Source organism: Streptomyces sp. NPDC024017 (assembly GCF_040638895.1).
Lineage (GTDB): Bacteria > Actinomycetota > Actinomycetes > Streptomycetales > Streptomycetaceae > Streptomyces.
On record NZ_JBEZYZ010000001.1, the window covers coordinates 610,784 to 636,444 of the forward strand.

Below are 25,661 nucleotides of genomic sequence, written 5' to 3' on the forward strand. Positions count from 1 at the left end.
GCACCGGCGGCCCCTCCTCACGTCAGGGAGGCGCTACTTGCCGCAGAACTCCGCCTCGATGATCGCGTCGGTGCTGCCCGACCAGTCCCCGTTGAAGTTGACGGCGAGGGAGTGCCGGCCGTTCCCCGTGGTCACCGCGTCCGAGTTCGAGCCGTAGATCCCCCCGTCGTGGCCCCAGACGTGGACGCCGCAGCTGAGCTTGCGGTCGACCAGCCCCAGGCCGTAGCGGCTGGTCTCCCGGCTGGACTCGACCGTGGTCTTCATCTCCTTCAACTGCTCGCGCGGGAGCAGCCTGCCGCCGAGCAGGGCCGAGTAGAAGCGGGTCAGGTCGGCCGAGCTGGAGACCATCTGGCCGGAGCCGTAGGCCAGGCGCGGGTTCAGTTCCGTCACGTCGTACGTCGGGCCCGTGGCCGTCCTGGCCAGCTTGGAGTAGGCGCGGCTGCTGGGCCGGGGCAGGGTGACCCGGGTGGTGGGGACCGACGTGGAGGCCAGGTGCAGCGGGTCGATGATCCGGCGGTCGATCTCGTCGCCGTAGTCGTTGCCGGTGGCCTTCTCGATCACCCGCGCGGCCAGGAGGTAGTTGGTGTTGGAGTACGCGAACGACGCGCCGGGCTCGAAGTACGGCCGGTTCTTCATCGCGATGGCGAGCAAGTCCTCGGGGGCCGCGTCGTCGAAACGGTGCTTCATGAAGCCGTCCGGGGTCATGTAGGTCTGCTGGAAGCCCGGGTCCTCCAGGTAGTCGAAGATGCCGCTGGTGTGGTTCAGGAGCTGGCGCAGGGTGATGCGCCGGCCGTCGTGGCCGTTGCCGCGGACCACGCCCGGCAGCCATTCCTCCACCGTGTCGTCGAGCGAGAGCTCCCCCTCGGCCTCCAGTTGCAGGACGACGGTCGCGACGAACGTCTTCGAGATGCTGGCGACGCGGTAGTGGTCCCGCGTCGAACGCGGCTCCCCCGTCCCGAGGTTGCCGGTACCGGCCGTGGCCGCCCAGGTGCCGTGTCCCCTCCGCACCGCCACGGTCACGCCCGGAACGCCGTCGGCCACCGCGGCCCGTACGGCCTGCCGGGTCGCGTCGTGGCCGCCGGGAGCCTTGCCGGGGGCGGCTGCCAGCGCCGGGGCAGCCAGGGCCGCCGTCAGTGCCACGGCCGTCGCCGCCGTCAGGGTCGTACGCAGGTGTCTCTTCATGTCCCCGTTTCCCCCTGTCACATCGAGCTGCGTTCGGGGGGAGGGACCTCGGCCGCCCGGCCCGGGTTGACCGGGTCCGGGCGGTTGAGCGGGAATCAGCCCTTCTTGAGCACCAGTTCGGTGTTGCGGTCGTTCGGGTCGCCGCCGAGGGTCGTGCTCGCGCCGGGGGCGTTGAGGGACAGCTCGCGGTAGAGGGCCGCGAGGCCGGTCTGGGAGAGGTCGGAGAAGTCCGTGCGGTGCGGGGCCGAGGACTCCACCAGGGTCGTGAACAGGGAGATCGTGCCGTCCTTGTTGTCGGTCAGCTCGATCACCCGGGCCAGCTGCGGGAAGTCGACGTGGGAGGCGGTGGAGATCTCCCAGAAGGAGCCGCCGCTCGCCATGGCGTGCGGGGTGATGACGTTCTTGTGGATGTGGCCGTTCACCCAGGCGAGCACCCTGGGGTGGCTGCCGAGCAGGGCGAGGACCTCCTGGCCGTTGTGGCGCCGCTCGTTGGGCCTGGCCGGATCGCTGCGGAGGTTCGTCATCGTCTTGCTGGTGTGATGGCTGAAGATCACCGCGTAGGAGTCCTTGTTGTCCCGCAGCGTCTTGTCGAGCCACTTCAGCTGGGCCGTGCCGATGGACCCCTCGTAGTGGCCGCCGGCGTCGGTGGTGTCCAGGCTGATGCCGATGACGTCGTCGGAGATGCGGAAGGCGTAGTACTGGGTGCCCGCGTCCAGGTTGGCGGAGGAGTAGCCGTGGCCGGCCGGGCCGACGCCGCGGTGGGCCGGGTCGAGGTGCGCCCGGAGGTACTCGGCCTGCGTGAAGGGCGCGCGCTTCTCGTCGGGGGTGACCGAACGCATGGAGCGGGCGTGGGACTTGAGGAAGTCGTGGTAGCGGACGCCCTGGGGGTCGCGGGCCTTCTTGATCTGTGCCTGCAGCTGCTGCGCCTCGGCCGCGGTCACGTTCATCAGCTTCTTGCCGCCGACGGCCAGTTCGGTGAGGTAGGAGTCGCCGTGCGAGGCGTAGCAGCCCATCGGCAGGGAGTCGTGGTTGCCCACGGTCGAGTACCAGGGCAGGTTGAGGCCGGGGCTGCGCACCTCCCGGATGGCGGCCTTCAGGAAGCCGTCGAGGTGCGGGAAGCCGGCCTGCTTGTCGCTGTCGCGGACGGCGGCGTCCGGCTGCCAGTACTGCTTGAGGCCGCTGTTCTGGACGCCCTCGTACCGGCGCGGGTCGCCGGTGTTGGGGGTGATGCGCCCGCCGCTCATGATCTTCAGGTACCACTCCAGCTCGGACTTGGCGTTGTTGTCCGTGTTGTCGCCGGTGGTCATGGCGAAGTGCAGCGGGGTGCCGGTGACGGGGGCGCCGCGCAGCGCGTTGATCCGCTCCACGAGCGCGATCGCGCCCTGCACGGTCAGCGCCTCGTGCGGCCGCCAGGCGTGGATGTCGGCCGAGCGCAGGTACTCCAGGCGCAGCGGGTGCTGGGCGTCGATGATGTGCAGGTCGGTGAGCTGAACGAACGCGGCGAGCGCGGTACGGCGCCCGGCGCGGCCGGACTTGGGCGCGGCCAGGTCGGAGCGGACGACTCGCCGCCAGCCGGGCCCGCCGCCCAGGCGCCGGTAGCCGGAGCCGCCGCGCGGAACGGCGACGGACGCCACGGTGGTGCCCTTGGTGTACGGGGCCAGCGGTGCGGCCGGGGCCCGGCGGGAGGAGGCGGCCACGGCCTGCGTGGTCTCCTTGGCCGTGGCGGCCTGGCTGTCGCTGGGCCGCAGGGCGTAGCCGACGCCCCCGGAGAGGGCGACCGCGCCGGTGGCGGCGAGGACGGAACGACGGTGGATGCCCTGGCCGGAGCCGGCGACTGAGCGTGTGCGCGACATGCGCTTCTCTCCCCGAGTGCGAACGCGTCGGCAGTGGTCGCGGGGCGTTCACGTCGTGAACACCCCGCTCGTACTGGATCGTTGGCACCGGGGATGACCTGTGCGTAAACGAGGCGGCAACGCGCAGCGCCGATCACCGAACGTGGATCTTGGACTACCCTGCGCGTCGCCGCCTGCTCCGGATACCGCCCGGAGCCGGTCACGCGGCGTTCATCTTCCGGGGTAGTGCACCTACTCCAGGGCGTCGGCCAGCCGTCCGGTGACCGGGCGTTCGCGCCACATCCGCAGGGCGATGTCCACCATCGAGATCCGCACCAGCCCGGGCACCGCGTCCAGGTCCTGCCAGGCGGCGAGGTCGGTGGAGCCGTTCACCTCGTTGCGCAGTTCACCGCCGATGATCCGGCCCTCGTAGACGAACCGGACGCCGTGATGGTCGACGGGGCGTCTGAAGCCGTCGCGGAAGACGCGCTGCGAGGAGTTCACACCGAGGAGCCCGGTCACCTCGATGCGGTACCCGGTCTCCTCCTCCACCTCCCGCACCACGGTGTCGTAGGGATCCTCGCCGTGCTCCATGCCGCCGCCCGGCAGGACCCACTCGGGCGTGCCGTCCTGGGCGGGCGAGCGGGCGAGGAGGATCTGTCCGTCCCGGACGCATATGGCGTAGGCCGCCACCCTCAACTTCCTTCGCACTCCGGGACGTTAACCGATTTCTTCGTCACCTTCGGGACTGATGCTCACAAATCGCATCGCGGGTTTTCCCCATACATCCATTTCGTTTCGGTCAACCCTCCCCAAAGAACTTCCCCTTGCGTAAGGCTGTGCGATCGTCCGGGCTTGCCGTTCGGACCGTCTGCGACCAGGACCGACCAGCCCCGGTCGCTTCCCGCTCGTTCCTTTACCTACAAGGGATGCCGATGACCCCTCCCACCCCGCGCGATCAGATATCGGGCCCGAGACGTGTGGCACGCATCGCCGTGGCCGCCGGTCTCGTCGCCGCGCTCTCCGCGGCCGGGCCGATCCCGATGGCCTTCTCCGCCGACGGTCCGGGCGCGGACGCCCCGGCCGACCCGGGCGTCAAGTCCGCGCACGCCAAGCTCGGTTCGGACGACGCGGAGCTGCTCGCGGAGGCCAAGGCCGACGGCGACAAGTCCGTCACGATGATGATCGCCACCGCGCCCGGGAAGACCGAGCAGGTCGCCGGGCAGCTGGACGCGGTCAAGGGCGGCTCGGTGGGCCGGGCCGACGACAAGCTGGGCTACGTCCGCGCCACCGTCCCGACGGCCAAGGCGGACTCGGCGATCGCCGCCGCCGCCAAGCTGTCCTCCGTGCACGGCATCGACCTGCGCGAGGAGATCCCGCTGGACGACCCGGCGCCGAGCGCGGACACCGCCAAGGGCGCCGAGGCGACGGGCGCGTACCCGGCGCCGGGGAAGAAGACCCCGGCCGAGAACCCGTACAACCCGTCGTTCGAGACGGGCGCGGTCGACTTCGTCGAGGACCACCCGAAGGCCGACGGCCGCGGCGTCACCATCGGCATCCTGGACTCCGGCGTGGACCTCGGTCACCCGGCGCTGCAGAAGACGACGACCGGTGAGCGGAAGATCGTCGACTGGGTGACGGCGACCGACCCGATCATCGACAACGACAACACCTGGCGCCCGATGGTCTCGGCCGTGTCCGGCCCGGCCTTCACCTACCAGGGCCAGTCGTTCAAGGCACCGGCGGGCTCCTACAGCGTCAGCCTCTTCAAGGAGTCGTACACCACCGGCGGTGACGCGGCGGGCGACGCCAACCGGGACGGCGACACCACCGACGTCTGGGGCGTGCTCTACGACGCGGCGGCCGGCACGGTCCGGGTCGACCTGAACAACAACAACGACTTCGCCGACGACGCCCCGATGAAGCCGTACAAGGACGGCCACCAGGTCGGGTACTTCGGCACCGACAACCCGGCCACCGACGTCGCCGAGCGGCAGCCGTTCGTCGTGGAGATCCGCAAGGACGTCCCGATGGACCCGCTGGGCGGCACCTGGGTCGGCAAGAAGTCCGACTTCGTCAACATCGGCGTCATCGAGTCCGAGCACGGCACCCACGTCGCCGGCATCACCGCCGCGAACGGCCTGTTCGGCGGGAAGATGGACGGTGCCGCTCCGGGCGCCAAGCTGGTCTCCTCGCGCGCCTGCACCTGGTCCGGCGGCTGCACCAACGTCGCCCTCACCGAGGGCATGATCGACCTCGTCACCAAGCGCGGCGTCGACATCGTCAACATGTCCATCGGCGGCCTGCCGGCGCTGAACGACGGCAACAACGCGCGCGCCGAGCTGTACACGCGCCTCATCGACACCTACGGCGTCCAGCTGGTGATCTCCGCGGGCAACTCCGGCCCCGGCGCCAACACCATCGGCGACCCGGCCCTGGCCGACAAGGTCATCTCGGTCGGCGCGTCCGTCTCCAAGGAGACCTGGGCCGCCAACTACGGCTCGGTCGTTGAGAAGAAGTACGCGATGATGCCGTTCTCCTCGCGCGGCCCGCGTGAGGACGGCGGCTTCACGCCGACCCTGGTCGCCCCGGGCGCGGCGATCAACACCATCCAGACCTGGGTGCCGGGCCAGCCGGTCGCCGAGGCGGGCTACACCCTGCCGGCCGGCTACGGCATGCTCCAGGGCACCTCGATGGCCTCCCCGCAGGCCGCCGGTGCCGCGGCGCTGCTGATCTCGGCCGCCAAGCAGAAGAAGATCGACCTCACGCCGGCGACCCTGCGCACGGCCCTCACCTCCACCGCCGACCACATCAAGGGTGTGCAGGCGTACGAGGAGGGCGCGGGCCTCATGAACATCGAGGACGCCTGGGACGCCATCCGCGACGACGCCACCTCGCACTCCTACACGGTCAAGGCGCCGGTCGACACCGCGATCGACCAGTTCCTGAAGACCCCGGGCTTCGGCACGGGCCTCTACGACCGTGAGGGCGGCCTGAAGGCCGGCCAGAAGAAGACGTACGAGATCACCCTCACCCGTACGTCCGGCGCCGACAAGGCGATCCGGCACGAGCTGCACTTCGAGAACAACGCGGGCGGCACGTTCCGCATCGTCGGCTCCGACGAGGTGAAGCTGCCGCTGAACCAGCCGGTCACCGTCAAGGTCCAGGCCGCGCCGAAGTCCGCGGGCATCAAGAGCGCGATCCTGGAGGTCGACGACCCGAAGACCGAGGGCATCGACCGGCAGGTCCTGTCCACGGTGGTCGTCTCGGCGCCGCTGAAGTACACCTTCTCCGCGTCGGACTCGGTGCAGCGCAACAGCACCCAGCACTACTTCGTCACCGTCCCCGAGGGCGCGAAGACCCTCGAGGTCGCGATGAGCGGGCTGAAGGACAAGAGCCAGACCCGGTTCATCTCCATCCACCCGCACGGCGTCCCGTCCGACCCGACGTCGACGATCAACTGCTACCCGAACTACCCCAACCCGGCCAACACCTGCCGCCCGGACCTGCGTTCGTACGCCGACCCGCAGCCCGGCGTGTGGGAGATCGAGGTCGAGTCGCGCCGTACGTCGCCGCTGCTGGACAACCCGTACAAGCTGGATGTCGCCGTCCTCGGCGCGGCCTTCGACCCGGAGACCGTGACCGTGCCCGAGGCGAAGGTCGGCACCCCGGCCGCCGCCTCCTGGAAGGTGACGAACAACTTCGCCGCGCTGGACGGCAAGCTGGTGGGCGGCCCGCTGGGCTCGTCGAAGACGACCCGTCCGTCGATCAAGCAGGGCGAGACCCAGACCACGACGGTCGAGGTGCCCGCGGGCGCCAAGTCGCTGGACGTCGCCATCGGCGGTGTCTCGGACGCGGCCGCGGACCTGGACCTCGCCGTCTACGACGCGTCGGGCACGCAGGTCGGCAGCTCGGCCGACGGCGACTCGGAGGAGTCGGTCTCGCTGCCGTCCCCGGCCGCCGGGAAGTACACGATCGAGGTCGTCGGCTACTCGGTGCCGGCCGGCACCACCGCGTACGACTACCAGGACGTGTTCTTCTCCCCCTCCCTCGGCAGCGTCAGCGTCGACGGGTCGGCACCGGTGAAGCTCGGCACGGGCGACTCCGCCACGGTCTCGGGCAGCGTGACCGCCGCGGCGGCCGCTCCCGAGGGGCGTGAGTTCTTCGGCCAGGTCCAGCTGGTCAACGCGCGCGGCACGGTCGCGGGCCTGGGCAGCGTGAAGATCGAGAAGGTTCTGCCGTAGCGGTATCGCGGCAGGGGTGAGGGCGGGCGTCCGTTAGGGCGCCCGCCCTTCCCGCTTCTACGGGCAGGGGAAGGTACGCGAGGCGGGCAGCGCCTCGGTGATCCACGCCCGTTCGCGGGCGATCTCCTTCTCCCCGGTCGCCCACAGGTCCGGGTGGGCCTGCCCGCCGGAGACACCGACGAGCATGTGCTCACCGACTCGGAGCGAGGGCTCGGCGCCGGTCTCCAGTGGGAAGGTGATCCGCGCCCGGCCCTTGTCCGGCTTGTAGTAGCGCGTCACGTCCAGGGTGATCCGGTCCTGGCCGGTACCGGGGACGGTCTCGATCCCGGCGACGGTGCCCTCGACGACGATCCGGGCGCAGGCGAGATACCCGGCGCCGCTGAGCTTGGCGTCCTCGTCGGTGTGCTCCCGCCCGGCGGAACGGTCGGCGGCGGACGACGCGCCCTGGTCGCCCCCGGCGCTCATGTCGCCGCTCTGGACGACGAGCCAGCCCATACCGATCACGAGACCGGCACCGACGGCCGCGACGAGGCCCTTCAGGGCCAGGTCCAGGGGCTTGCGACGGTCGCGGCGCGCGGACAGCGGGGTCACGGAGGCGCCGCCTCCTGCCCCCGGTCCGGGCTCGGGGTCCTGCTCAGGGACCGGTTCGGAAACCCGTTCGGGCCCGGCGAGTGCCTGCCCGAGGAGATCCAGTTGCTCGCGCAGCAGCGCCACATCCGCGGTCGCGGACCGGTACTCGGCCATGAAGGCGTCGTCCGCGAGGGCGTCGTCCGGTGGCGCCTCGCCGGTGATCACTGCCATCAGCGCCGCCTCGTCGCGCCCGTCCTTGTCATGCTCGGCGGTCACGTCACACCACCTCGTCCTCGTGCAGGCGGGCGCGCAGGGCCCGTACCGCCGTGTGCAGCCGGCTCTTGACCGTGCCCTCCGGAACGCCCAGCTGCTCGGCGATGGACCGGACCGGCAGGTCGGCGTAGAAGCGCAGGACGACGACCTGCCGCTGGGCGTCGGGCAGCTCGTCCAGGCCCTGGGCGACGGCGACGGACAGCACGCTGCTGTCCTCGCCGGAGGGATGCGCCGGCTGGCGCAGGGCGGCCAGCCGCTCCCCGAGCCGCTCCTGGCGGCGCTTGGCCCGGTGCCAGTCCATGGCGAGGTTGGAGGCGACGACCGCCGCCCACGCCGAGACGTCCCGCGGCGCCTCCCGGCCGCTCGCGGCCCGCTCCAGCAGCCGCAGGCGGACCTGCTGTACCCCGTCCGGCAGGTCCGCCTGCGGCACTCCCCCGAGCGCGAGCACCGCCCGCACCCGGCGCTCCTGTGCCGCGTCCAGCGGATCGGCCTCGCTCAGCGGGTCGTCGCCGGTCCCGGCGTGCGCCTCCCGGCCGCGCCGTGTCCTTCCGCTCAGCAGCACAAGCCACCCCCTCACCGTGTTTCCCCTACGACGCCGGGACGGCACGGAACGTTCGGTCACCCGCCGAAAAGTTCCGGCGACGTCCGCCGAGGCGTACATCACACTTCCGTGTGGCCGAGACCGACAGGGGCAGGCGAGCTTGCGGCGCACGACCCCTGCCGGACGAATTCCTCCAGCTCAGCGGGGTCGACACCGCAGGTCCGCAACCATGGGGCGGGACAGGCCGTCCCACTCTCCGGGCAGACCGGGGAAAGAAGTGGACAGGCGGGCCGTGGTCGGCCGCATGATGGAAAAGCCTCGGCCAAGCAACGAGTACGTGAAGAGACGCAGGAGAGGGAGTCACCGTGAGGGTCGGAATCGTCGGAGCCACCGGACAGGTGGGCACGGTCATGCGCAGGATCCTCACGGAGCGGAATTTCCCGGTCACCGAGCTGCGCCTGTTCGCCTCGGCCCGTTCCGCGGGGACGGAGCTGGACGGCGTGACGGTGGAGGACGCGGCGACCGCCGACTACACCGGCCTGGACATCGTGCTGTTCTCCGCGGGCGGTGCCACGTCCAAGGCGCTGGCCGAGAAGGTCGCCTCCCAGGGCGCCGTGGTGATCGACAACTCCTCCGCGTGGCGCAAGCACCCGGAGGTCCCCCTGGTCGTCTCCGAGGTCAACCCGCACGCGATCGCGAACCGCCCCAAGGGCATCATCGCGAACCCGAACTGCACGACCATGGCCGCGATGCCGGTCCTGCGTCCGCTGCACGACGAGGCGGGCCTGGAAGCCCTGGTCGTCGCCACGTACCAGGCGGTCTCCGGTTCCGGCCTCGCGGGCGTGGCCGAGCTGCACGGCCAGACGCAGAAGGTCGTCGCGGAGGCCGAGAAGCTCACCCACGACGGTGAGGCGGTCGACTTCCCGGAGCCGGCCGTCTACAAGCGCCCCATCGCCTTCAACGTGCTGCCGCTGGCGGGCTCGATCGTCGACGACGGTCTGAACGAGACCGACGAGGAGCAGAAGCTCCGCAACGAGTCCCGCAAGATCCTGGAGATCCCCGAGCTGAAGGTCTCCGGCACCTGCGTGCGCGTCCCGGTCTTCTCCGGCCACTCCCTCCAGGTCAACGCCCGCTTCGCGCGTCCCCTGAGCCCGGAGCGCGCCACGGAGCTCCTGAAGGACGCCCCCGGCGTCGTCGTCACGGACATCCCCACCCCCCTCCAGGCCGCGGGCAAGGACCCGTCCTACGTCGGCCGCATCCGCCGCGACGAGACGGTGGACAACGGCCTGGCGCTCTTCGTCTCCAACGACAACCTCCGCAAGGGCGCCGCCCTGAACGCGATCCAGATCGCGGAGCTGGTGGCGGCGGAGCTGAAGGGTTAGTCCCTGCGCACCTCGTAGAGGAAACAGCCGTACTCGACGGCCCGGACGTGGACGAGTGCCACGGCCGGGTCGTCGAATGCTTCCAGGAGGGCCTGCTGGAAAGCGCCGGGTTCCTGGACGAGACGGCCGCCCAGGATGCGGCCCTCGGCCGAGTAGCGGCGGACCGTGCGGTGGGAGCCGGTGAAGGGGAGGCCGTCGCCGGCCGGGCCCTCGCACTCCTCTGCGTGGATGAAGACCGGGCCCTGTTCGTCGTAGGCGCCCGGGGTGGCGCCCGTTTGCGAGGCCCAGCGGCGCAGCGGGGCGTAGGAGACCAGGGCGATGCGTTCGCCCGGCTCGCTGCGGCGCAGGCAGCAGCGCAGTGGGTTGCCGCCCTCGGTGTCGGTGGAGCCGCTCGTGGGGCGGCCCGCGTCGTCCGTCGTGCGCAGTTCCTTCAGGGCGCGCGGGGCGATGGGGCGTGCGGTGTACGGGATCGTCGTCATGCTCATCAGACTCGCTCGCGCGGGGCCGTGTCACCGGCGGGATCCGGACGCCGTGTTCGCACGCCGAGTCCCACGGCCGCGTCCCACGGCGCGAGGACGTGGCGTTCGTGCCGGTGGCGGGCGTGCCCGAGTCGGCGCTCGGCCTGGTCCGGCACCACGACGGGGGTCGGCGGCCGTGCAGGCGTTCGCCGGTGCCCTCACCAGCCGAGGGGTATCCCTAGGAGACGCCCCGGTCGTCGCCCGACGCCGAGCCGCCGTGGAAAGATGGCGCAACCCACCCATAACGAGGAGATGACCGCGTGCCTGGCACAAACCTGACCCGCGAAGAGGCGCAGCAGCGGGCGCAGCTGCTCGCCGTTGAGTCGTACGGGATCGAACTCGATCTCTCCGGCGCGCAGGAGGGCGGCACCTACCGGTCCGTGACCACGGTGCGCTTCGATGTGACGGCCGAGAACGGCGCGGAGTCGTTCATCGACCTGGTGGCGCCGGCCGTGCACGAGGTGACCCTGAACGGGGACTCCCTCGACCCGGCCGAGGTCTTCGCGGACTCCCGGATCGCCCTGCCCGGCCTGCTGCAGGGCCGCAACATCCTCCGGGTGGTCGCCGACTGCGCGTACACCAACACCGGTGAGGGACTGCACCGGTTCGTCGACCCGGTCGACGACCAGGCCTACCTCTACACCCAGTTCGAGGTCCCGGACGCCCGCCGGGTGTTCGCGAGCTTCGAGCAGCCCGACCTGAAGGCGACCTTCCAGTTCACCGTGAAGGCGCCCGAGGGCTGGACGGTCATCTCCAACTCGCCGACCCCCGAACCGCAGGACAACGTCTGGGAGTTCGAGCCGACGCCGCGCATCTCGTCGTACATCACGGCGCTGATCGTGGGCCCGTACCACTCGGTGCACAGCGTGTACGAGAAGGACGGCCAGTCCGTCCCGCTCGGCATCTACTGCCGGCCCTCCCTCGCCGAGTACCTCGACTCGGACGCCATCTTCGAGGTGACCCGGCAGGGCTTCGACTGGTTCCAGGAGAAGTTCGACTACGCGTACCCGTTCAAGAAGTACGACCAGCTGTTCGTGCCGGAGTTCAACGCGGGCGCGATGGAGAACGCGGGCGCGGTGACCATCCGCGACCAGTACGTCTTCCGCTCGAAGGTGACGGACGCGGCGTACGAGGTGCGCGCGGAGACCATCCTGCACGAGCTGGCCCACATGTGGTTCGGCGACCTCGTGACCATGGAGTGGTGGAACGACCTGTGGCTGAACGAGTCGTTCGCCACGTACACCTCCATCGCCTGCCAGGCGCACGCGCCCGGCTCGCGCTGGCCGCACGCGTGGACGACGTTCGCCAACTCCATGAAGACGTGGGCGTACCGGCAGGACCAGCTGCCGTCCACGCACCCGATCATGGCCGAGATCCGCGACCTGGACGACGTCCTGGTCAACTTCGACGGCATCACCTACGCCAAGGGCGCCAGCGTCCTGAAGCAGCTCGTCGCCTACGTCGGCATGGACGAGTTCTTCCGGGGCGTGCAGGCGTACTTCAAGCGCCATGCCTACGGCAACACGCGGCTGTCGGACCTGCTGGGCGCGCTGGAGGAGACCTCCGGCCGCGACCTGAAGACCTGGTCGGAGAAGTGGCTGCAGGCGGCCGGCATCAACGTGCTGCGCCCGGAGATCGAGACGGACGCCGACGGTGTCGTCACGTCCTTCGCCATCCGCCAGGAGGCCCCGGCGCTGCCCGCCGGCGCCAAGGGCGAGCCGACGCTGCGCCCGCACCGGATCGCCGTGGGCCTGTACGACCTCGACGAGGCGAGCGGCAAGCTGGTCCGCGGGGAGCGGATCGAGCTGGACGTGGACGGCGACCTGACCGCCGTGCCGCAGCTGGTGGGCAAGCGCCGCCCGGCCGTGATCCTGCTCAACGACGACGACCTGTCGTACGCGAAGGTCCGCCTGGACGAGCAGTCCCTGGCGTTCGTCACGGAGCACCTCGGCGACTTCGAGTCCTCCCTGCCGCGCGCCCTGTGCTGGGCGTCGGCCTGGGACATGACGCGTGACGCCGAGCTCGCGGCCCGCGACTACCTCTCGCTGGTCCTGTCCGGCATCGGCAAGGAGTCGGACATCGGCGTGGTGCAGTCGCTCCAGCGCCAGGTGAAGCTGGCGATCGACCTGTACGCCGACCCGGCCGCCCGCGAGGCGCTGCTGGCCCGCTGGACCGACGCGACGCTGGCGCACCTGCGGGCGGCGGCGCCGGGCAGCGACCACCAGCTGGCGTGGGCGCGCGCGTTCGCCGCGACGGCCCGCACGCCGGAGCAGCTGGACGTGCTGGACGCGCTGCTGGACGGCTCGCAGACCGTGGAGGGCCTGGTCGTCGACACGGAGCTGCGGTGGGCGTTCGTACAGCGGCTCGCGGCGGTCGGCCGGTTCGACGAGGCGGAGATCGCGGGCGAGTACGAGCGTGACCGTACGGCCGCCGGTGAACGGCACGCCGCCACCGCCCGGGCGTCCCGCCCGACCGAGGAGGCCAAGGCGGAGGCGTGGGCGTCGGTCGTCGACTCCGACAAGCTGCCCAACGCCGTGCAGGAAGCGGTCATCGGCGGTTTCGTCCAGACCGACCAGCGCGAGGTGCTCGCCCCGTACGCGGACCGGTACTTCGAGGTGGTCAAGGACATCTGGGCGTCCCGCTCCCACGAGATGGCCCAGCAGATCGCCGTCGGCCTCTACCCGACCGTCCAGGTCTCCCAGGAGACCCTGGACAAGACGGACGCCTGGCTGACCGCCGCCGAGCCGAACGCGGCCCTGCGGCGCCTGGTCTCGGAGTCCCGGGCGGGCGTGGAGCGCGCCCTGCGGGCCCAGCGGGCGGACGCGGCGGCCGGGGAGTAACCCCGGCGGCTCTCCACCCCGCAGAAGGGGCGTCCGGTGTGTGCCGGACGCCCCTTCGTCTGCTCCGCCCGCGCTCGGGCGCCCCTTCGCCTGCCTTCCGCCCGCTCTCGGGCGGGCGGAGCCGCACCTACCGCCGCAGCGCTCCGTCCCGCACGTCGCTCGGCTCCCTGCGAGCGTTCCCCCCGCTGAAGCCGATGGTGCGCGGCTGCCGGGTGACGAACTGCCCCGCCACCGTCGCCCCGAACGCCAGCCCCATGCCGACCAGTTGCACGGACGTCAGCGCCTGCCCGAGCGCCGCCCAGCCGACGACGGCCGCGGTCAGCGGGGAGAGCGGGCCGAGGAAGGTGACCTGGGTGGCGGTGAGGTGGCCGATGCCGCGGAACCACAGCCAGTACGCGACCGCCGTGTTCGCGACGGCGAGGTAGAGGTAGCCGCCGGCCGCCCGGCCGTCCAGCGCCGGCGGAGCGCCCTCGACCAGGAAGGCGAGTGGCGCGATGAGCAGGCCTCCGGCGGTCAGCTGCCAGCCGGTCAGCGCCAGCGGTCCGACGCCTTCGGGGCGTCCCCAGCGCTGGGTGAGCACGGTGCCGGTGGACATCGAGGCCGTGGAGGCGACGGCCGCCAGCAGGCCGAGCGTGTCCAGCGCCCCTGCGGCCCGCAGGACGACGAGGCTGACGCCGAACGCGGCCACGGCCCCGGTCACCAGCGTGCGCGCCGACGGCCGCTGCCCGAGCAGGAGCGCCGAGAGGCCCGCCACGAACAGCGGGCCGGCCGAGCCGACGACCGCCGCCAGACCGCCGGGCAGCCGGTATGCGGAGAGGAACAGCAAGGGGAAGAAGGCGCCGATGTTCAGCGCGCCGAGCACCGCGGCCTTCCACCACCAGGCACCGCGCGGCAGCACCCGGGCGAGGGCGAGCAGCAGCAGGCCGGCGGGCAGGGCGCGCACCAGGGCGGTGAACAGGGGGCGGTCGGGCGGGAGGAACTCGGTGGTGACCGCGTAGGTGGTGCCCCAGGAGACGGGCGCGAGGGCGGTGAGGGTGATGAGTGCCGGGCGGGAGATGGCCATGGGAGACACCCTTCGAAGTAGGTCAGCAGAAAGTAGCTTACCGCTAAGCAACTTTCAGTCAAGCTACTTTCTTGCGGGTGACCGAGAGGCGGCCGATACTCGTGGCATGAGCGAACGCCCGGAGCAGCGCAAGGACCCCGTCGACGCGATCATCGACCAGTGGGCGACGGTCCGGCCCGACCTCGACACCGCCGCCATGGAGGTCTTCGGCCGGGTCAACCGGCTCTCCCACGCGATCGGCGAGCGGGTGGGGAAGACGTACGCGAAGTTCGGGATCTCCCGCGGGGAGTTCGACGTCCTGGCGGCCCTGCGCCGCTCCGGCGAGCCCTACACGCTCTCGCCCCGGCAGCTCTCCGCGACGCTGATGCTCACCACCGGCGGCATGACGGGACGCCTCGACAAGCTGGAGCGGGCGGGGCTGCTGCGCCGCTCCCCCGACCCGCACGACCGGCGCGGGCTGCACGTCACGCTCACCGACGAGGGCCTCGGACTGGTCGACGAGGCGGTCGGGGCGGGGCTGGCGGTGCAGACGGAGGCACTGTCCGCCCTGGGCGCGGAGCGGGCCGGGCAGCTGGCCGGTCTGCTGCGGGACCTGCTGGCGGGGACGGACAGGCCCTGACACGACGAGGGCGCCGTCGCGTCATCGCGACGGCGCCCTCGAAGAGGAACGCTGATCAGGCCTTGGCTTCGCTCTTCGCCTCGGCCTTGGTGGCGATGTTGGAGCTGGTCGGGTCCTTCTTCTTGTGCGTCTTGTCGCCGATCACCACCAGTGCGTGGATGATCAGATACAGCACGATCGGGGCCGCGACGAAGAGGCCCAGCGTCTCGATGACGCTCAGGCCCGGGCCGGGGTCGTCACCGTCGTCGCGGGCAAGCGCGCTCGCGGGGGACGACATGAGCAGCATCATCAGCGTCGTACCGGCTGCCAGGGCGCCGGCGCGCAGGGCGTTCTTCTTGTCCACGGTGTCAAAGTATCCAACGCCCGGTGGGGACGCGCGCCCGGGGTGCCGTAAGAGGCCCTCGCCTCATGGGCCGCCGTCCCTGAGCACCTCCATCAGCGCGTGCAGCCGCGGCGAGGCCGCCAGGTCCTCCAGCGCCACGGGGTGCCCCTGAGCGTCCGCGATCGGCAGCCGCCAGTTCGGGTACTGGTCCCAGGTCCCCGGGAGGTTCTGCGGGCGGCGGTCGCCGACGCAGTCGGGAAGCCAGACGCCGACCATGCGGGCCGGGGTGTGCAGCAGGAAGCGGTGGACGGCCTGGATCTCGGCCTCCTCCGACGACGCGTCGCTGCCGCCGCCCGTGCCGTGCAGCAGGCCGAGCCGGGAGAGCAGCGACAGCCACTCCCCCGCGTCCGCGGCGGCCTCGGCGCGCTCCTCCTCCAGCGGGCGGGTCAGCAGGCCCAGGCTGTCGCGGAGCTCGACGTGCTCGCCGGTGAGGCGGGCGGCCGTGGAGGGCAGGTCGTGGGTGGTGGCGGTGGCCAGACAGTCGGCGCGCCAGCCGTCGGGGGGCAGGGGGCGGCCGTCGCCCTCCCAGTCGCGTTCGAACCACAGCACGGACGTGCCGAGCACACCGCGTTCGCGCAGCGCCTCGCGGACGCCGGGCTCGACGGTGCCGAGGTCCTCGCCGATCACCAGCGCCCCGGCCCGGGAGGCTTCCAGGACGAGGACGGCGAGCATGGCCTCGGCGTCGTAGCGGACGTAGGTGCCCTCGGTGGGCGGGTGGCCCTGCGGGACCCACCAGAGGCGGAACAGGCCCATGACGTGGTCGATGCGCAGGGCTCCGGCGTAGCGGAACAGGGCGCGCAGCAGCTCACGGAACGGTGCGTAGCCGGACTCGGCCAGGCGGTCGGGGCGCCAGGGCGGCAGGCCCCAGTCCTGGCCGCGGGCGTTGAAGGCGTCCGGCGGGGCGCCCACCGACATGCCGGCGGCGAAGTACTCCTGCTGCGCCCACGCGTCGGCGCCGCCGGGGTGCACGCCGACCGCGAGGTCGTGCACGATTCCGACAGGCATCCCCGCCTCGCGCCCGGCGCGCTGCGCGGCGGTCAGCTGGGTGTCGGTGAGCCAGGCGAGCCGGGACCAGAAGTCGACCCGGTCCATGAGGCCGTTGCGGGCCTGCACGGTCTCGGCCGAACGCGGGTCGCGCAGGCCGGTCGGCCAGCGGTGCCAGTCGGAGCCGTGCACCTCGGCGAGCGCGCACCAGGTGGCGTGGTCCTCCAGGGCCTGGCCCTGCTCGGCGAGGAAGTCGCAGTAGGCGGCGCGTCTGCCGGGGCCGAGCGGGACCTCGCCGAGCAGCTCCAGCGCCTCCCGCTTGAGCTCCCACACGGCGTCCCGGTCGATCAACGCGCCCTCGCGCAGCACCGCTTCGCGCAGCCGGCCGGATCTCTCCAGCAGGGCGCGCAGGCGTTCGGGGTCCTCGACGTACGCGGCCTCCGGGACGTCCTCGACGCGCAGGTGCACGGGGTCGGGGAAGCGGCGCGAGGAGGGGCGGTACGGGGAGGGATCGGTGGGGGCTCCGGGCACGGCCGCGTGCAGCGGGTTGACCTGGACGAAACCGGCGCCGAGCGACCGCCCGGCCCAGCCGGCCAGCTCGGCGAGGTCACCGAGGTCGCCCATGCCCCAGGAGCGGCGGGACAGCAGGGAGTAGAGCTGGACGAGGAGCCCGTAGGACCGGCCGGCGGGGGTGGGCAGCCGGGGCGGGGCGACGATCAGGTGGGCCGTGGCGGTGCGGCCGTCGGGGGTCGTGGCGGTCAGCCGGTGGACGCCGGGTGGGAGGGCGTCCGCCGAGGCGCGGCTCTCGCCCTGCTCGGTGTCGATGCGCAGCCGGGTTCCCTCGGGGAGCGCCGCCAGGGCGGCCGGGGGGCTGCCGCTCCAGCCGACCACGGTCGGCGGCAGCAGCCGTTCGCCCACTTCCCGCTCGCGGGCCGCGAGCGCGGCGCGGACGGCGCCGGGCGTGCTCGCGTCCACGCCGAGGGCGGCCAGGGTCAGGGTGACCGCAGTGGCCGAGGCCGCGACCGCGCGGTCCGGGGACGGACTGTAGGAAGTGGCCACGCCATGCAGCACGGCGAGGCGGGACAGGTCCTCGGAGGGCGGGTCGGCCGGCCGGGGTGCGGTCATCTACATCCTCGAGTAATCCGGGACGAAGGCCGAGGGCTCGCTGGTCAGGGGTGCGGCTTCGGCGAGCGGCGGCTCACTGGTGAGGGGCTCGGCGTCGGGCAGCGGGGGCTCGCTGGTCAGCGGCAGTTCGGTGTGGGTGCTCTCGGAGCTGAAAACGCAGTAGCGGGGATCGGCATAGTGGGGGTCGTCGAGGTCGGCGGACTGGTCCGCCACGGGTTTGGACTGGGCCGGGAGCGGAAGGAAAGTCATCGCAGCCACGGGGGCCTCCTTGTCGAGTACGGCTTTCAATGGGTCATCGCAGCCCTACCCAGTCGACGCGAAGGCAGACGCCCCAGGCCGAACATCGTGCTTCTGCTCACATTCCGCTCGCCCTCCACACAGTCCAGATTCCGGCATTTCGCCCACAACGGCCACTCTCGTTGACACCTTCACCGGGCGGGTGGTGGGCTCGTTCTCCCGGTCGAACGCATCTGGAGGGGCCTGTGGGACTGCGGCGTGGGAAGCGGGCCGCGGCCCTCGCGGTCGCCGTCGTCGCCGGGAGCCTCGTCGCCCCGCCCGCCGCGCTTGCGGCTCCGCCCTCCCCCCGCACGACCGCGACGCCGACCCCCGACACAGCCGGACCGGATCTCTCCGTCTGGCCGCGCCCGCAGTCGCTGCGCCCGAACGGCGCCCCGGTCGCGGTACCGGACGAGGTCGCCCTGATCACCGACGCCCGGGCGGACCCCCACGCCGTCGACGCCCTGCGCGAGCTGCTGCGCCAGGCCGGGGCCCGCCGGATCACGGACACGGCCGGACCGGGCGCCCTGGTCGTACGCGCGCGGACGGAGCCCGTGCGCCCCGGGAACCGGCACGCCCTCCCCGCCGGGGGATACGAGCTGTCCGTGGGCGCGGGCGGCATCTCCCTCACCGGCACCGGCGAGGACGGCCTCTTCCACGCCGTGCAGACGCTGCGGCAGCTCCTGCGGCCCGACCGCACGATCGCGGCGGCGGTGGTCCGCGACTGGCCCGGCACCGCGGTCCGCGGCATCACCGAGGGCTTCTACGGCACCGCCTGGACGCACCGGCAGCGGCTGGCGCAGCTGGACTTCATGGGGCGCACCAAGCAGAACCGCTACCTGTACGCCCCCGGTGACGACCTCTACCGGCAGGCCCGGTGGCGTGAGCCCTACCCGGCGCGGCAGCGGGCCCGGTTCCGGGAGCTGGCCGAGCGGGCGCGCCGCAACCACGTCTCGCTGGGCTGGGCGGTGGCCCCGGGCCAGGCGATGTGCTTCGCGTCGGACGACGACGTGCGGGCGCTGACGCGCAAGCTGGACGCGATGTGGGCGCTGGGCTTCCGGGCGTTCCAGCTCCAGTTCCAGGACGTCAGCTACAGCGAGTGGCACTGCGAGGCGGACGCCGACCGGTTCGGCTCCGGCCCCGACGCGGCGGCGCGGGCGCAGGCCCGGGTGGCGAACGCGGTGGCCCGGCACCTGGCGCGACGGCACCCCGGCGCCGCCGGGCTGTCCCTGATGCCCACCGAGTACTACGAGGACGGCACGACCGACTACCGGCGGGCACTGGCGAACGAGCTGGCCGCGGGCGTCGAGGTGGCGTGGACGGGTGTCGGGGTGGTGCCCCGCACCATCACGGGCGGCGAACTGGCCGACGCGCGCGAGGCGTTCGGGCACCCGCTGGTCACGATGGACAACTACCCGGTCAACGACTACGACCCCGGCCGCATCTTCCTCGGCCCCTACCAGGGCCGTGAGCCGGCCGTCGCGACCGGCTCGGCCGCCCTGCTCGCCAACGCGATGCAGCAGCCGGAGGCGTCGCGCATCCCACTGTTCACCGCCGCCGACTACGCCTGGAACCCGCGCGCGTACCGCCCCGGAGAGTCCTGGCGCGCCGCGATCGCCGACCTCGCGGGCGGGGACCGGCGCCGCGAGCAGGCCCTGGCCGCGCTGGCCGGCAACGACGCGTCGTCGGTCCTGGACGACGAGGAGTCAGCGTATCTGCGCCCGCTGACCGAGGCGTACTGGCGGTCCCGCACGGCGGGTGGCGCGGGCACCGACGGCGACGCCGAGCGCCGGCTGCGCGAGGCCTTCACCGTGCTGCGCGAGCTGCCCCGGCGGCTGTCCGGCACCGGCCTCGGCTCCGAGGTGGGCCCCTGGTCCGAGCAGCTGGCGGACTACGGCGAGGCGGGCACGGCCGCACTCGGCATGCTGGACGCACAGCGCGCCGGGGACGCGGCGGCGGCCTGGACGGCGTACCGCAGGCTCGGCACGCTGCGGGCCCGGCTGGAGTCGGCGCCGGTCGAGGTCGGCAAGGACGTGCTGGACCCCTTCCTGCAGCGGGCGCAGAAGTCGTACGCGGCCTGGTCGGGCATCCACCACGAGCCGCCCCGCAACCCCGGCGACGGCCGCACCCTGCGCTTCCCGCAGGCCCGGGCGCTGACCGCCGTGACGGCCCTGACCGAGCCGGGCACCGCGGGAAGCGTCGAGGTGCACGTGCCGGGGCAGGGCTGGCGGGAGGCCGGCCGGCTCGACGGGTCCGGGGCGACCGAGGTGCGGCTCACGGCGCGAGTCGACGCCCTGCGGGTCACCGGCCCGGCCCCCTCCGGCGTCCACCACCTCATCCCCTGGTTCACCGACTCCCCCGCCGTCTCCCTCGGCCTGCCCCGTGACCGGGCGGACGTCGAGACCGGCCGCACCGAGCGGCTGACCGCCCGGCTCGGGTCGCTGCGCCCCGCCGACGCACGCGGCCGGCTCACCGCCGAGGCGCCCGAGGGCGTCCGGGTCCGGGTGCCGAAGGGCGAACTGACCGTGCGGCGCGGCACGACGGTGGAGGTTCCGGTCGAGGTGACCGTGGAGCGCGGCACCCCGATGCGGTCGTACGACATCCGGCTGGGGTTCGCGGGAGCGGACCGCACGCTCACCGTCCGCGCCGTCCCGCCCACCGGCGGCCCCGACCTGGCCCGCACCGGCACCGCCCGCTCCTCGGGCGACGAGACGCCCGACTTCCCCGCGCGGGCGGCGAACGACGGCGACCCGCAGACCCGCTGGTCGTCCCCGGTCGACGACGGCGCCTGGTGGCAGGTCGAACTGGCCCGCCCGGCGCGGCTCGGCCGGGTCGCGCTGCACTGGCAGGACGCCCACCCCTCGGCCTACCGCGTCCAGGTCTCCCAGGACGGCCGCCGCTGGCGCACCGCCGCCGTGGTGCGGGACGGCCGGGGCGGCCGGGAGAGCGTCCCGATGGACGAACGGGACGTGCGCTTCGTGCGGGTGCAGGGCGACAAGCGGGCGACCGCGTACGGGTATTCGCTGTGGTCGGCGGAGGCGTACGCCGTCTCGGAGTGAACCCTTCGGAGGTTCGGCGACGGACTTCTTCACCGCCCACTATTCACTCAGTACATGTACTCAGTGCATAATGATCGGCATGAGCACCCGCCACATCCTGCTGGGCCTGCTCGCGACGGGGCCTAGCCACGGCTACGACCTCAAGCGACGCCACGACGAACGCTTCCCGCAGGCCCGCCCGCTGGCCTACGGGCAGGTCTACACGACCCTGCAGCGCCTGGTGCGGGACGGCTTGGCCGAAGTCGACGGCACCGACTCGGACGGCGGCCCGGAGCGCACGATGTACCGGGCGACGGGCGAGGGAACGCACGAACTGGCCCGGTGGGCCGGGGAGATCGCGCCGCCCGCGCCCTTCGTGGCGAACGAGATCTTCGCCAAGGTCGTGGTCGCGATCCTCTCGGGCGGCGACCCGGCCGGGTACCTGAGCGCCCAGCGCGCCGCGCACATGGAACGGATGCGGGAACTCACGGCGGTCAAGGCCGCCAAGGGCGCGGACCTCGCGACCGTTCTCTCGGCGGACTACGCCCTCAACCACCTCGACGCCGACCTCCGCTGGATGAGCACCACAGCGGCCCGGCTCACCCACCTGACCGCGGAGGTCGACGCAGCATGAGCAGACCCGTGCCCCTTCTCACGGCCCGTGGCCTCACCAAGGCGCACGGCCGGACAACCGCCCTGCGCGGCGCGTCGGTCGAGCTGCACGTCGGCGAGATCCTCGCCGTGACCGGAGCGAGCGGCAGCGGGAAGTCGACGCTGCTGCACTGCCTGGCCGGCATCGTCCGCCCGGACGCGGGTTCGGTGACGTACGACGGAAGGCGGCTGGAGGACCTGCCCGAGAAGCGGCTGAGCGAGCTGCGGCGCACCGAGTTCGGCGTGGTGTTCCAGTTCGGGCAGCTCATCCCCGAGCTGACGGTCCTGGACAACGTCGCCCTGCCCCTGCTGCTGGCCGGCACGTCCCGGGCGGCCGCCCGGGCCCGGGCCGGAGAGTGGCTGGAGCGGTTCGGCGTGCGGGGCCAGGAGGACCTGCGGCCGGGCGAGCTGAGCGGCGGCCAGGCGCAACGGGCCGCGCTGGCCCGGGCCCTGGTCACCGGCCCGCGGGTGGTCTTCGCCGACGAGCCGACGGGGGCACTGGACTCCCTCGTGAGCGAGCAGGTCATGACGGCCCTCGTGCACACGGCCCGCGAGTCGGGTACGGCCGTCCTGCTGATCACGCACGACGCCCAGGTGGCCGCGTACGCGGACCGGGAAGTCCAGCTGCGGGACGGGGCCGTGGCGGCGCTGGGGGTGACGGCGTGACGTCGCTCCGGGCCGATCTGCGCCTCGCCTATGAGCTCACCCGGGGTTCCGACCGCGGCGAGTGGTGGCGGGTGACCCTCACGGCGGTGGGGGCGGCGCTCGCGACCGGGTTCGCGTCGGCCGCGGTCGTCCTGGCGGCACTGCGCGGCAGCTACCACGTGCCCGTCGCCGCGGGGCTGCTGGACCAGCCCGGCACCCGCGCCGGCGTGATCGTCGGTCTGCTGCTCCTGCTCCTGCCGGTGCTCGCGTTCCTCGGCCAGTGTGCCCGGATCGGGGCGGTGCACCGCGACCGCCGGCTGGCCGGGCTGCGGCTGGCCGGGGCGACGCCCTGGCAGGTGCGGCGGATCGCCGCGCTGGAGACCGGGCTGGCATGTCTGCTGGGCTCGGCGATCGCCACCGTCTTCTTCGTGCTGCTCCTGCTGCGCGAGTGGAACCGGCCCAACGCCCTGGCCTGGGCGGCGATCGCCCTGGTCGCCGTCGCCGTACCGCTGCTGGGCGCGGCGGCGGGCGCGCTGGCACTGCGCCGGGTGGTGACCTCGCCCCTCGGCTGGGTGCGCAGGGTCGCGCCGCGCACCGGGCGGGGGCCGGGGCTTCTGTTCCTGGCGGGGGTGCTGCTGGTCGGAGTGGTGGCACTGGTCACCGTGCTCGGCATGTTCTCGGCCGCTGCCCACCGGCCGCACGCCGGGATGCCGCTGGCGATGGCGGGCGTGATCCTCGCGGTCGGCGCGGGCGCGGTGTGGCTCTCCGGGGCCACCGCGAAGGCGACCGGGCGGATCCTCGCCGTCCGGGCCCGCTCGGCGACGACGCTGATCGCGGCGGAACGGCTGCGCGACGACCCCTGGTCGGCCGCCCGCACCCATGCGGCGGTGCTGCTGGTGACGGTCGTCGGGACCGGCTTCATGGGCATCCGGCAGGTCCTGGGTGAGTTGGTGCGCAGCCATAGGTTCTCCGCACACGCGTCCTACTACCTCACCGGCCTCGACCTCACCGGCGCCGCCATCGCCATCGCCTTCGCGATCACCCTGTCCGGCCTCGCCGTGGGCACCGCGGAGTCCCTGGCCACCCGCCGCAGGGGCCTCGCCGCACAGGCCGCCGCCGGGGTGCCGCACACGGTGCTCGGCCGGGCCCTGCTGCTGGAGACGGCGCTGCCGCTGGCCCCCGCGGTGCTGCTCGCCGGCCTGGGCGGGACGGCCATCGGCACGTGGTACGCCCTGCTCGGCGGCCGGCCGGTCCCCTGGGCGATCGTCCTGGTCCCCGTCGCCGTCTACGCCGCCTGCCTGCTGGCCGCGGCCACCGCGCTGCCGCTGCTGCACCGCTCGGTGCGCCCGGGGGAGCTGCGGTACGCGTAGACGCGCACCCCATGGCGGGCCGGCCCGGGGGAACGGGGGTTCCCCGGGCCGGTCGGCAGACCGCACGCGGCAATACGAAGGCCCGGATCGTCGTCAGGCGGAAATGCCGTCGATCCGGGCCATGGCGTCCTCCGCGCCGTACGGCTGCAAGTACGGCATCCAGCGCGGATCCCTGTGGCCGGTCCCGATGATGCGCCAGGCCAGGCCGGAGGGCGGGGCGGGTTTGTGGCGCAGCCGCCAGCCGATCTCGAAGAGGTGCCGATCGGCCTTCACGTGGTTGCAGCGGCGGCAGGACGCCACCACGTTGTCCCAGACGTGCTTGCCCCCGCGGCTGCGCGGGATGACGTGGTCGACGCTGGTTGCGACGCCACCGCAGTACATGCACCGGCCCCCGTCGCGGGCGAACAGCGCCCGGCGGGTCAGTGGAACGGGCCCCCGATAGGGAACCCGGACGAATCGCTTGAGCCGGACCACGCTGGGTGCGGGGACTGTGACGGTCGCGCTGTGCAGATAGGCGCCGGACTCCTCGAGGCATACGGCCTTGTTCTCGAGGACGAGGACGAGCGCGCGGCGGAGCGGTACGACACCTAGCGGCTCGTACGACGCGTTGAGGACCAGGACATGCGGCACGGATGCCTCCTTGGACGCCGGCGGCGCGTGGCTCGCGCCGGGACGATTCGTAGTCAGTCTCCCCTCATGCCTGGTGGAAGCGCCACCATGTCCCCGTAACGGGCTGGGAGTGTTTTCGACCACATCCCATTCATCCCCAGGATCATGGCCTGTTCAAGCCCAGGTGAGCACGGTCTCTCCTTCACACATTCCGCAAGAGCACACACAATGCCCCGTTAGTGTGGTGGTTCTGCCCCTTCGGTGACCCAGTCGTGACCTTGACCCCCCCCTGAACCATCGCGCCGGGGCAGACCGCTGCACCTGGAGGTACCTGCCGTGTCCTTGTCCCTTGCGGACGCCGTCCTGTTGGCCGCCGACCCCTCACCGTCGCCGACCCCCTCGGAGACCCAGTCCCCGAGAGTGCCTTCGCTCCAGGACGCCCAGGAGAGCGCGACGAACGCCGCCGGCTGGGTCGAGCAGAACTGGTCGACGTGGCTCGCGATCGGCCTCAGGGTCCTGCTCATCGTGGTGATAGCCGCGGTGCTGAGGGTCTTCGTACGCCGGGCGATCACCAAGCTGATCGACCGCATGAACCGGACCGTGCAGTCCGTGGACGGCAGCGCGCTCGGCGGGCTGCTCGTCAACGTCGAACGGCGCCGGCAGCGCTCACAGGCCATCGGCTCGGTGCTGCGCTCGGTGGCGTCGTTCCTGATCATGGGCACCGCCGCGCTGATGATCCTGGGCACCTTCCAGATCAACCTCGCCCCGCTGCTGGCCTCGGCCGGTGTCGCCGGTGTGGCGATCGGTTTCGGCGCCCGCAACCTGGTCACGGACTTCCTCTCGGGCGTCTTCATGATCCTGGAGGACCAGTACGGCGTCGGCGACACGATCGACGCGGGCGTCGCCTCCGGCGAGGTGATCGAGGTGGGCCTGCGCGTGACCAAGCTGCGCGGCGACGGCGGCGAGATCTGGTACGTCCGCAACGGCGAGGTCAAGCGCATCGGCAACCTCTCCCAGGGCTGGGCCACGGCCAACGTCGACGTCACCGTCCACGCCGGCGAGGACCTGGACCGGGTCAAGGCCACCCTGGACGAGGTCGCCGAGAAGATGGGCGCCGAGGAGCCCTGGAACGAGCTGCTGTGGGGCCCGATCGAGGTCCTCGGCCTGGACAGCGTGCTGCTGGACTCCATGGTCGTGCGCGTCACGGCCAAGACGATGCCCGGCAAGTCCCTGACCGTGGAGCGCGAGCTGCGCTGGCGCATCAAGCGGGCCTTCGACGCGGCGGGCATCCGGATCGTCGGCGGCGCCACGGCCCCGGTGGAGGAGCAGGCCGCCGACCCGACGGCGGGCATGGCCGCCCCGTCGGTGTACGCGAACGCGGCGTCCCCGCAGTCGGCGGCGGCGTCCCCGCTCGCCCCGCCCGCACCGACGAGCACCACGAAGTAGCAGCACCCCCTTACGGAGAGGGCGGCGTCCGGTTCTGCCGGATGCCGCCCTCTCGCATGTCCGGATGACGA

At 72.6% G+C, this 25,661-nt stretch carries 20 protein-coding genes; 9 read left to right on the plus strand and 11 right to left on the minus strand.

Annotated features, from left to right (window positions below; genetic code table 11):
- Positions 1 to 33 precede the first annotated feature (33 nt).
- The 3 genes from AB0G20_RS02810 to AB0G20_RS02820 all read right to left on the minus strand — a co-directional run bounded on the left by AB0G20_RS02810 (position 34) and on the right by AB0G20_RS02820 (position 3,707).
- Positions 34 to 1,182 (minus strand): serine hydrolase domain-containing protein, encoded by a 1,149-nt coding sequence (locus tag AB0G20_RS02810; protein WP_361294745.1) that lies wholly within the window; start codon positions 1,180 to 1,182, stop codon positions 34 to 36.
- A gap of 95 nt (positions 1,183 to 1,277) precedes the next feature.
- Positions 1,278 to 3,035 carry a TIGR03767 family metallophosphoesterase gene (locus tag AB0G20_RS02815; RefSeq protein ID WP_361294748.1) on the minus strand — a complete coding sequence of 586 codons (1,758 nt, stop codon included), beginning with the start codon at positions 3,033 to 3,035 and terminating at the stop codon, positions 1,278 to 1,280.
- Positions 3,036 to 3,266: 231 nt separating this feature from the next.
- Entirely contained in the window at positions 3,267 to 3,707 is a 441-nt protein-coding gene (locus tag AB0G20_RS02820) for an NUDIX hydrolase (RefSeq protein ID WP_361294751.1), read from the minus strand.
- Between the two features lie 242 nt (positions 3,708 to 3,949).
- Between AB0G20_RS02820 and AB0G20_RS02825 the strand changes: the two genes are divergently transcribed.
- Positions 3,950 to 7,258: a S8 family serine peptidase gene (locus AB0G20_RS02825; RefSeq protein WP_361294754.1), complete on the plus strand. Its 3,309-nt coding sequence runs from the start codon at positions 3,950 to 3,952 to the stop codon at positions 7,256 to 7,258.
- 57 nt (positions 7,259 to 7,315) lie between these two features.
- Here AB0G20_RS02825 and AB0G20_RS02830 read toward each other — a convergent pair whose 3' ends face one another.
- Complete coding sequence (locus AB0G20_RS02830; RefSeq protein ID WP_361294757.1) at positions 7,316 to 8,104, minus strand: hypothetical protein; 789 nt, start codon at positions 8,102 to 8,104, stop codon at positions 7,316 to 7,318.
- 1 nt (position 8,105) lies between these two features.
- The gene (locus tag AB0G20_RS02835) at positions 8,106 to 8,600 is read right to left on the minus strand and encodes a sigma-70 family RNA polymerase sigma factor (protein WP_361295791.1); all 495 of its coding nucleotides are present in this window, start codon (positions 8,598 to 8,600) and stop codon (positions 8,106 to 8,108) included.
- Between the two features lie 407 nt (positions 8,601 to 9,007).
- On the opposite strand from AB0G20_RS02835, the gene AB0G20_RS02840 reads away from it, so the two are divergent.
- The gene (locus AB0G20_RS02840; protein ID WP_361294760.1) at positions 9,008 to 10,024 is read left to right on the plus strand and encodes an aspartate-semialdehyde dehydrogenase; all 1,017 of its coding nucleotides are present in this window, start codon (positions 9,008 to 9,010) and stop codon (positions 10,022 to 10,024) included.
- Here AB0G20_RS02840 and AB0G20_RS02845 read toward each other — a convergent pair.
- On the minus strand, positions 10,021 to 10,503 hold the full coding sequence (locus tag AB0G20_RS02845) for a DUF1203 domain-containing protein (protein ID WP_361294763.1): 483 nt from the start codon (positions 10,501 to 10,503) through the stop codon (positions 10,021 to 10,023). The two genes, AB0G20_RS02840 and AB0G20_RS02845, sit on opposite strands and share 4 nt — an antisense overlap.
- Positions 10,504 to 10,802: 299 nt before the next feature.
- Here AB0G20_RS02845 and pepN point away from each other — a divergent pair, with 299 nt between their 5' ends.
- The gene (gene pepN, locus AB0G20_RS02850; RefSeq protein ID WP_361294766.1) at positions 10,803 to 13,382 is read left to right on the plus strand and encodes an aminopeptidase N; all 2,580 of its coding nucleotides are present in this window, start codon (positions 10,803 to 10,805) and stop codon (positions 13,380 to 13,382) included.
- Positions 13,383 to 13,509: 127 nt separating this feature from the next.
- Here pepN and AB0G20_RS02855 read toward each other — a convergent pair whose 3' ends face one another.
- A complete protein-coding gene (locus AB0G20_RS02855) occupies positions 13,510 to 14,445 on the minus strand; it encodes an EamA family transporter (protein WP_361294769.1) in 936 nt (311 codons plus the stop codon).
- A 106-nt stretch (positions 14,446 to 14,551) separates the two neighbouring features.
- On the opposite strand from AB0G20_RS02855, the gene AB0G20_RS02860 reads away from it, so the two are divergent.
- Positions 14,552 to 15,064: a MarR family transcriptional regulator gene (locus AB0G20_RS02860; protein WP_361294772.1), complete on the plus strand. Its 513-nt coding sequence runs from the start codon at positions 14,552 to 14,554 to the stop codon at positions 15,062 to 15,064.
- A gap of 55 nt (positions 15,065 to 15,119) precedes the next feature.
- Here AB0G20_RS02860 and AB0G20_RS02865 read toward each other — a convergent pair whose 3' ends face one another.
- The 3 genes from AB0G20_RS02865 to AB0G20_RS02875 form a co-directional block, all read right to left on the minus strand.
- The gene (locus AB0G20_RS02865) at positions 15,120 to 15,407 is read right to left on the minus strand and encodes a hypothetical protein (protein WP_361294775.1); all 288 of its coding nucleotides are present in this window, start codon (positions 15,405 to 15,407) and stop codon (positions 15,120 to 15,122) included.
- Between the two features lie 63 nt (positions 15,408 to 15,470).
- On the minus strand, positions 15,471 to 17,555 hold the full coding sequence (gene malQ / locus AB0G20_RS02870; RefSeq protein ID WP_361294778.1) for a 4-alpha-glucanotransferase: 2,085 nt from the start codon (positions 17,553 to 17,555) through the stop codon (positions 15,471 to 15,473).
- Positions 17,556 to 17,813 carry a hypothetical protein gene (locus AB0G20_RS02875; RefSeq protein WP_361294781.1) on the minus strand — a complete coding sequence of 86 codons (258 nt, stop codon included), beginning with the start codon at positions 17,811 to 17,813 and terminating at the stop codon, positions 17,556 to 17,558.
- 224 nt (positions 17,814 to 18,037) lie between these two features.
- Here AB0G20_RS02875 and AB0G20_RS02880 point away from each other — a divergent pair, with 224 nt between their 5' ends.
- The 4 genes from AB0G20_RS02880 to AB0G20_RS02895 all read left to right on the plus strand — a co-directional run bounded on the left by AB0G20_RS02880 (position 18,038) and on the right by AB0G20_RS02895 (position 23,535).
- Positions 18,038 to 20,890, plus strand: coding sequence for a beta-N-acetylglucosaminidase domain-containing protein (locus tag AB0G20_RS02880; protein ID WP_361294784.1), 2,853 nt, complete (start codon positions 18,038 to 18,040; stop codon positions 20,888 to 20,890).
- A 79-nt stretch (positions 20,891 to 20,969) separates the two neighbouring features.
- Positions 20,970 to 21,503 carry a PadR family transcriptional regulator gene (locus tag AB0G20_RS02885; RefSeq protein ID WP_361294787.1) on the plus strand — a complete coding sequence of 178 codons (534 nt, stop codon included), beginning with the start codon at positions 20,970 to 20,972 and terminating at the stop codon, positions 21,501 to 21,503.
- Complete coding sequence (locus tag AB0G20_RS02890; RefSeq protein WP_361294790.1) at positions 21,500 to 22,186, plus strand: ATP-binding cassette domain-containing protein; 687 nt, start codon at positions 21,500 to 21,502, stop codon at positions 22,184 to 22,186. Before AB0G20_RS02885 ends, AB0G20_RS02890 begins: the two co-directional genes overlap by 4 nt.
- Positions 22,183 to 23,535 carry an FtsX-like permease family protein gene (locus AB0G20_RS02895; RefSeq protein WP_361294793.1) on the plus strand — a complete coding sequence of 451 codons (1,353 nt, stop codon included), beginning with the start codon at positions 22,183 to 22,185 and terminating at the stop codon, positions 23,533 to 23,535. The genes AB0G20_RS02890 and AB0G20_RS02895 overlap by 4 nt, the downstream gene beginning before the upstream one ends.
- A gap of 93 nt (positions 23,536 to 23,628) precedes the next feature.
- Here the strand turns inward: AB0G20_RS02895 and AB0G20_RS02900 are convergent, their stop codons facing one another.
- Positions 23,629 to 24,165: an HNH endonuclease gene (locus AB0G20_RS02900; protein ID WP_248500445.1), complete on the minus strand. Its 537-nt coding sequence runs from the start codon at positions 24,163 to 24,165 to the stop codon at positions 23,629 to 23,631.
- Between the two features lie 321 nt (positions 24,166 to 24,486).
- On the opposite strand from AB0G20_RS02900, the gene AB0G20_RS02905 reads away from it, so the two are divergent.
- Positions 24,487 to 25,590, plus strand: coding sequence for a mechanosensitive ion channel family protein (locus AB0G20_RS02905; RefSeq protein ID WP_361295794.1), 1,104 nt, complete (start codon positions 24,487 to 24,489; stop codon positions 25,588 to 25,590).
- Positions 25,591 to 25,661: the final 71 nt, after the last annotated feature.

Excerpts from the sequence above, each read along its gene's own strand:
- AB0G20_RS02810 (WP_361294745.1), bottom strand. The coding sequence starts at position 1,182 with ATGAAGAGACACCTGCGTACGACCCTGACGGCGGCGACGGCCGTGGCA.
- AB0G20_RS02815 (WP_361294748.1), bottom strand. The coding sequence starts at position 3,035 with ATGTCGCGCACACGCTCAGTCGCCGGCTCCGGCCAGGGCATCCACCGT.
- AB0G20_RS02825 (WP_361294754.1), top strand. The coding sequence starts at position 3,950 with ATGACCCCTCCCACCCCGCGCGATCAGATATCGGGCCCGAGACGTGTG.
- AB0G20_RS02845 (WP_361294763.1), bottom strand. The coding sequence starts at position 10,503 with ATGACGACGATCCCGTACACCGCACGCCCCATCGCCCCGCGCGCCCTG.
- AB0G20_RS02855 (WP_361294769.1), bottom strand. The coding sequence starts at position 14,445 with ATGGCCATCTCCCGCCCGGCACTCATCACCCTCACCGCCCTCGCGCCC.
- AB0G20_RS02860 (WP_361294772.1), top strand. The coding sequence starts at position 14,552 with ATGAGCGAACGCCCGGAGCAGCGCAAGGACCCCGTCGACGCGATCATC.
- malQ (WP_361294778.1), bottom strand. The coding sequence starts at position 17,555 with ATGACCGCACCCCGGCCGGCCGACCCGCCCTCCGAGGACCTGTCCCGC.
- AB0G20_RS02885 (WP_361294787.1), top strand. The coding sequence starts at position 20,970 with ATGAGCACCCGCCACATCCTGCTGGGCCTGCTCGCGACGGGGCCTAGC.
- AB0G20_RS02890 (WP_361294790.1), top strand. The coding sequence starts at position 21,500 with ATGAGCAGACCCGTGCCCCTTCTCACGGCCCGTGGCCTCACCAAGGCG.